General features: G+C 45.3%; 6 protein-coding genes. All 6 read left to right on the plus strand.

Annotated elements, in window-relative coordinates; genetic code table 11:
• Window positions 1-138: 138 nt before the first annotated feature.
• The 6 genes from purD to B2Z67_RS08370 are packed head-to-tail and all read left to right on the plus strand — an operon-like array spanning window position 139 to window position 5,426.
• The gene (purD, locus tag B2Z67_RS08345) at window positions 139-1,413 is read left to right on the plus strand and encodes a phosphoribosylamine--glycine ligase (RefSeq protein WP_291529365.1); all 1,275 of its coding nucleotides are present in this window, start codon (window positions 139-141) and stop codon (window positions 1,411-1,413) included.
• 25 nt (window positions 1,414-1,438) lie between these two features.
• A complete protein-coding gene (locus B2Z67_RS08350) occupies window positions 1,439-2,437 on the plus strand; it encodes a hypothetical protein (RefSeq protein ID WP_291529369.1) in 999 nt (332 codons plus the stop codon).
• The gene (locus B2Z67_RS08355) at window positions 2,422-2,895 is read left to right on the plus strand and encodes a YqaA family protein (RefSeq protein ID WP_291529366.1); all 474 of its coding nucleotides are present in this window, start codon (window positions 2,422-2,424) and stop codon (window positions 2,893-2,895) included. The genes B2Z67_RS08350 and B2Z67_RS08355 overlap by 16 nt, the downstream gene beginning before the upstream one ends.
• 3 nt (window positions 2,896-2,898) lie before the next feature.
• Window positions 2,899-3,606, plus strand: coding sequence for a tRNA (5-methylaminomethyl-2-thiouridine)(34)-methyltransferase MnmD (gene mnmD, locus B2Z67_RS08360; RefSeq protein WP_291529367.1), 708 nt, complete (start codon window positions 2,899-2,901; stop codon window positions 3,604-3,606).
• A 36-nt stretch (window positions 3,607-3,642) separates the two neighbouring features.
• Window positions 3,643-4,545: a metal ABC transporter solute-binding protein, Zn/Mn family gene (locus tag B2Z67_RS08365; protein ID WP_291529370.1), complete on the plus strand. Its 903-nt coding sequence runs from the start codon at window positions 3,643-3,645 to the stop codon at window positions 4,543-4,545.
• A gap of 50 nt (window positions 4,546-4,595) precedes the next feature.
• A complete protein-coding gene (locus tag B2Z67_RS08370; protein WP_291529368.1) occupies window positions 4,596-5,426 on the plus strand; it encodes a metal ABC transporter ATP-binding protein in 831 nt (276 codons plus the stop codon).
• The last annotated feature ends 124 nt before the right edge of the window (window positions 5,427-5,550 follow it).

A 5,550-nucleotide genomic window follows, 5' to 3' on the forward strand; every position in this document is an offset into this window, starting at 1 on the left:
CCCAGGAGGAGGAGAATAGAGATACTCTTGTTAATCACTTATCACTAAACACTAATTACTAATCACTGCGAAGCTCCGCTTCGCCAAGTTATCATTTAGAAAACAAAATAGGAAGTATAATTTAAAGAAATACGAAAGATGAAAGTGTTATTATTAGGAAGCGGCGGCCGTGAACATGCCTTAGCCTGGAAAATAGCTCAAAGCCCCAAAGTAGAGAAACTGTTTATCGCCCCCGGCAATGCCGGAACCGGCGAAGTAGGCGAGAACGTAGCCATCAAAGCAACCGATTTCCCTGCCTTGAAAGCATTTGCCTTGGAACAAAAGATAGACATGATTGTGGTAGGCCCTGAAGACCCGTTGGTGGAAGGTATCTATGATAATTTCACGGAAGACGTTACCACACAACATATTGCCGTCATCGGTCCTACTGCCAAAGGCGCCCAACTGGAAGGCAGTAAAGAGTTTGCCAAAGGTTTCATGGAACGTCACAACATTCCAACAGCCCGCTATAAGAGCATCACAGCGGATAATCTGGAAGAAGGCTTTGCCTTCCTCGAAACCCTGGAAGCCCCGTATGTATTGAAAGCCGACGGACTTTGCGCCGGAAAGGGCGTACTTATTCTGCCTACTTTGGAAGAAGCCAAAAAGGAATTGCAGGAGATGCTGGGTGGCATGTTCGGTGAGGCCAGCGCCACTGTGGTCATTGAAGAATTCCTTAGCGGCATTGAGTGCTCCGTATTTGTACTGACAGACAGCAAGAATTATAAGGTACTGCCCGTTGCCAAAGATTACAAGCGCATCGGTGAAGGGGACAAAGGCCTTAATACCGGTGGTATGGGAAGCGTCACCCCTGTTCCTTTCGCCGACGAAGTATTTATGGAAAAAGTACGTACCCGCATCATTGAGCCAACCATCCGTGGTTTACAGGAAGAGAACATACTCTATAAAGGCTTTATCTTCCTCGGTTTGATTAATGTGAAAGGCGAACCGATGGTTATTGAGTACAACGTCCGCATGGGAGACCCTGAAACGGAAAGCGTTATGTTGCGTGTGCAAAGCGATTTTGTAGATTTGCTTGAAGGTGTGCGCGACGTGAACCTCGACACCAAATCCTTAGTGATGGACCCGCGCACGGCTGCATGTGTTATGCTCGTCAGCGGCGGATATCCCGAAGCATATAATAAAGGTGAAGTAATGACCGGATTTGAAAAAGCCGCCGTTACCGACAGTATTTTATTCCATGCCGGAACAGCGATGAAAGACGGACAGGTTGTAACCAACGGAGGTCGTGTTATTGCCGTCTGTTCGTATGGTGAAACGAAAGAAGAAGCTCTTGCCAAGAGTTATAAAGTAGCGGACATGATTGACTTTGAGAAGAAGTATTTCCGCCGCGACATAGGTTTCGATTTATAAACAACAATGAAGTAGAATCGCTTTGATACGAAGTAAACGATTACAGAACCGGATTACGACAGGACGTTTCACACTTCCTGTCATTACCTTGGTGTCAATATTCTGTTGGGTATTGTCCTCCGCCTTATTGCCCGAGACACAGGTAATGAAGAACGATTACTCCTTATGGGAAACAGTTACTTATTACAGCATTCCGGCGTGGGCGGGCATTCCCTTAAATTTCATCCTTTATGGCGTAATCGGTTACTTCCTGATAGCGTTGAATAATACTTTTGCCATTATCCGTATGCGCGCATCCGTGCAGACATCCATTTATTTTCTACTGCTATCTGCCTGTCCGGCTCTGCATGAGCTACATGCCGGAGATTTTGTTTCATTAGCTTTCCTGTCGGCATTGTTCATGTTGTTTAAGAGTTCCCAGCATCCTTATCCGGCAAGTAATTTATTCTACTCATTTTTGTGCATCGGGGCGGGTAGCTTGCTCTTTCCGCAATTGACGATGTTTGTTCCTGTTTTCTGGATAGGCGCATATAACTTTCAGGCGCTCACTTTCAGAAGTTTCCTCGGAAGTCTTATCGGTTGGAGCTTGCCTTACTGGTTCCTGTTGGGATATACTTATTGTAGCGATAATATGGAGTTGTTCTATCAGCCTTTCATGGAACTGGTTTCTTTCCGGCCTGTTACCCTGCAAAGCCTGCCATTGTGGGAGATTGCTACGTTGGGATATTTGCTCTTTCTGTTTGTGATAAGTTCCGTTCATTGTCTGGTAGCAGGTTATAAAGATAAGATACGCACTCGCAGTTATTTGTATTTCCTTATTTTCCTGAGTGTCTGTATCTTTGTCTACATCCTGTTGCAATCCACTCTGTCACTTCTTTTGCTGCCTTTGTTACTGATATGTATCAGCATTCTGACAGGACATTTTGTAGTATTGACGAACAGTCGCGCTTCTAATCTGTTCTTTATATGTGCTCTCGTTGGGGTGATACTTTTATTTGGCTTTAATATATGGACGCTTTTGTAGATTCACTGATTCAACTACTGATAGACTGGGGCTATTTCGGATTGTTTATTTCCGCCTTACTGGCAGGGAGTATCATTCCGTTCAGTTCGGAGTTGGTGATGGTGGCGTTGGTGAAGGTCGGGTTGAGTCCGGTGCTTTGCGTACTTGCCGCTACATTGGGGAATACCATAGGAGGTATGACGTGCTACTACATGGGGCGTTTGGGTAAAGTAGACTGGATAGAGAAATACTTCAAGATAAAAAAGGAGAAAGTAGACAAGATGCAAGACTTCCTGCAAGGGAAGGGCGCACTGATGGCTTTCTTTGCATTCCTGCCTTTTGTAGGCGAAGCGATAGCTATTGCGCTGGGATTTATGCGCAGTAACGTACTACTCACGACCTCGTCCATGTTTGCCGGGAAGCTGATAAGATATATCCTGATGTTGCTGGCATTAGAGGGAGTAATATCAATGTTTTAGTATATGAAGCGGGTTATAGAACATACGGAAGACGGGAGTGCAACGCTGTTTGTACCGGAACTGGATGAACATTATCATTCGGTGAAAGGCGCGCGCACTGAGTCGCAACATATCTTTATTGATATGGGGCTGAAAGCTTCGACCATACCGCAACCGCATGTTTTGGAGATAGGATTCGGTACGGGACTGAATGCTTTACTGACGTTGGAAGCTGCCGAAAAGGATAAACGCTTTGTGTACTATACCGGTATCGAACTTTATCCTCTTGCCTGGGAAGAAGTTGAAGCGTTGGGGTACAGTGATAATCCGTTCTTCAAAAAGATACATACCGCTTCGTGGGGAGAGTATGTGGAGATATCTCCTTACTTTGCTTTACGGAAGATACAGGGAGACGTGAATGTAGTGATGAGTGGTGAGTGTTTAGTGATTAGTGATAACCGCTCATCACTCATCACTAAACACTCATCACTAAACATCGTTTACTTCGATGCCTTTGCTCCCGAAAAGCAGCCCGAGATGTGGAACGAGCAGTTATTCCGTTCGCTTTACGATTGTATGGGTGCGGGTGGTATACTAACTACTTATTGTGCCAAAGGTGTTGTTCGCCGGCTGTTGCAATCCGTTGGTTTCTGTGTGGAACGCCTTCCGGGGCCTCCGGGTGGGAAGAGGGAGATGTTGAGGGCGAGGAAGAAATTGAAAGTTGAGAATTGAAAGTTGAAAATTGAGATAAAGACTATGAATATGATGATGAAAAGAGCACTCCTGTATATATTTGCTGCCCTGTTTGTGGTATCCTGCAAGAACAGTGGTGTCCGGAATAATGAGAACAATGATAATAAGCCGGTCATAACCGTTACTATCGAACCTTTGCGCTACTTTACCGAAGCCATTGCCGGAGATAACTTTAACGTTGTCAGTATGGTTCCCAAAGGAAGCAGTCCGGAGACGTATGACCCTACGCCGCAGCAACTTGTTGGTCTTGCCGAGAGTAAAGCATACTTTCGCATTGGGTATATTGGTTTTGAACAAACATGGATGGACAAACTGACGGATAATGCTCCCCACTTGCAATTCTTTGATACTTCCCGTGGCGTTGACCTTATTTACGATGCTTCGCATATCCATAGCAGTGCTGCCCATCAGTCCGATGGTGAGTATGCTGCCGGCGTAGATCCGCATATCTGGAACTCTGCCTATAACGCCCAGATTATTGCCGGGAACATCTTAAGTGCTTTATGCCTTATAGATAAGGATAACGAAGAGACCTATCTGGAACGATACAAAAACCTTTGCTTGCTGATTGAACGTACCGATAGCCTCATTTGCAGTATGCTGTCCGTTCCCAATGCCGATCGAGCCTTTATGATTTATCATCCGGCACTGTCCTACTTTGCCCGTGACTACGGTTTGCATCAGATTTCCATAGAAGAAGAAGGCAAAGAACCTTCTCCCTCACATCTTAAGACGTTAATAAATACCTGTAAGGAAGAGAAAGTCCGCACTATCTTTATACAACCGGAATTTGATCGCCGTAATGCAGAGATAATTGCCCGGCAAACAGGTACGAAGGTAGTTCCCATCAATCCGCTTTCTTACGAGTGGGAAGAGGAGATGTTGAAGATAGCGCAAGTACTGAAGATAGAGAATTGAATAAAATGAATGTCTCACTCTTTTGCGAGAATAAAGAGTTTATATAATAAATGAACGCTCCCATTATTGAAATAAAAGGTCTTTGTGCCGGCTACGATGAACGTACTGTGTTGCGTGATGTGAACCTCACCATCTACGAACGGGATTTCTTAGGTATCATCGGGCCTAATGGTGGCGGAAAGACTACGCTAATCAAGTGTATTCTGGGGTTGTTGAAACCTTCGGCAGGAGAAATCTTATATAGTGATGAGTGTTTAGTGATTAGTGATAAGCAGGAAGGCACAGCGCAGCGCTCATCACTCATCACTAAACACTCATCACTAAAAATGGGCTATCTGCCTCAGTACAACAGCATAGACCGTAAGTTCCCCATAACTGTGGAAGAAGTGATTCTTTCCGGACTCAGTTCCCAGAAGTCACTGATTTCACGCTTCACCGCAACACACCGTGAGAAAGCCCGCACGGTAATCGCCCGTATGGGATTGAAAGGGTTAGAGAAACGTGCTATCGGTTCGTTGAGCGGTGGACAGATGCAACGAGCCTTGTTAGGTCGCGCCATTATCAGCGACCCGGAACTTGTTGTCCTTGACGAACCGAACACCTATATAGACAAGCATTTTGAAGCGCGCCTCTATCAGTTGCTGGCAGAAATAAACCGGGACTGTGCCATTATCCTGGTCAGTCACGACATAGGCACGGTGCTGCAACAAGTGAAGTCCATCGCTTGCGTGAACGAAACGCTGGATTATCACCCCGATACTGATATCGATTCCGCATGGCTGGAACGTAACTTCAACTGTCCGATAGAACTGTTGGGACACGGAACATTGCCACACCGTGTATTGGCGGAGCACAAGCATGATGATTGCTCGCTCACTTAAAACATCCGATACTTAAGAACTTTGATAATATAAAGCGTTTGATACGATGTGCCAGACTAAAATTAGTTTACTCAAGTTTCGCATGTTACTGGTAGTATCATGTTACTGGTAGTATCTCTATTCT

Source organism: Bacteroides sp. UBA939 (assembly GCF_002293435.1).
Taxonomy (GTDB): Bacteria; Bacteroidota; Bacteroidia; order Bacteroidales; family Bacteroidaceae; genus Bacteroides.

Bases quoted from the DNA above. Each gene is read 5' to 3' on its own strand.
- purD (WP_291529365.1), top strand. From the start codon at position 139: ATGAAAGTGTTATTATTAGGAAGCGGCGGCCGTGAACATGCCTTAGCC.
- B2Z67_RS08355 (WP_291529366.1), top strand. From the start codon at position 2,422: ATGGACGCTTTTGTAGATTCACTGATTCAACTACTGATAGACTGGGGC.
- mnmD (WP_291529367.1), top strand. From the start codon at position 2,899: ATGAAGCGGGTTATAGAACATACGGAAGACGGGAGTGCAACGCTGTTT.
- B2Z67_RS08365 (WP_291529370.1), top strand. From the start codon at position 3,643: ATGAAAAGAGCACTCCTGTATATATTTGCTGCCCTGTTTGTGGTATCC.
- B2Z67_RS08370 (WP_291529368.1), top strand. From the start codon at position 4,596: ATGAACGCTCCCATTATTGAAATAAAAGGTCTTTGTGCCGGCTACGAT.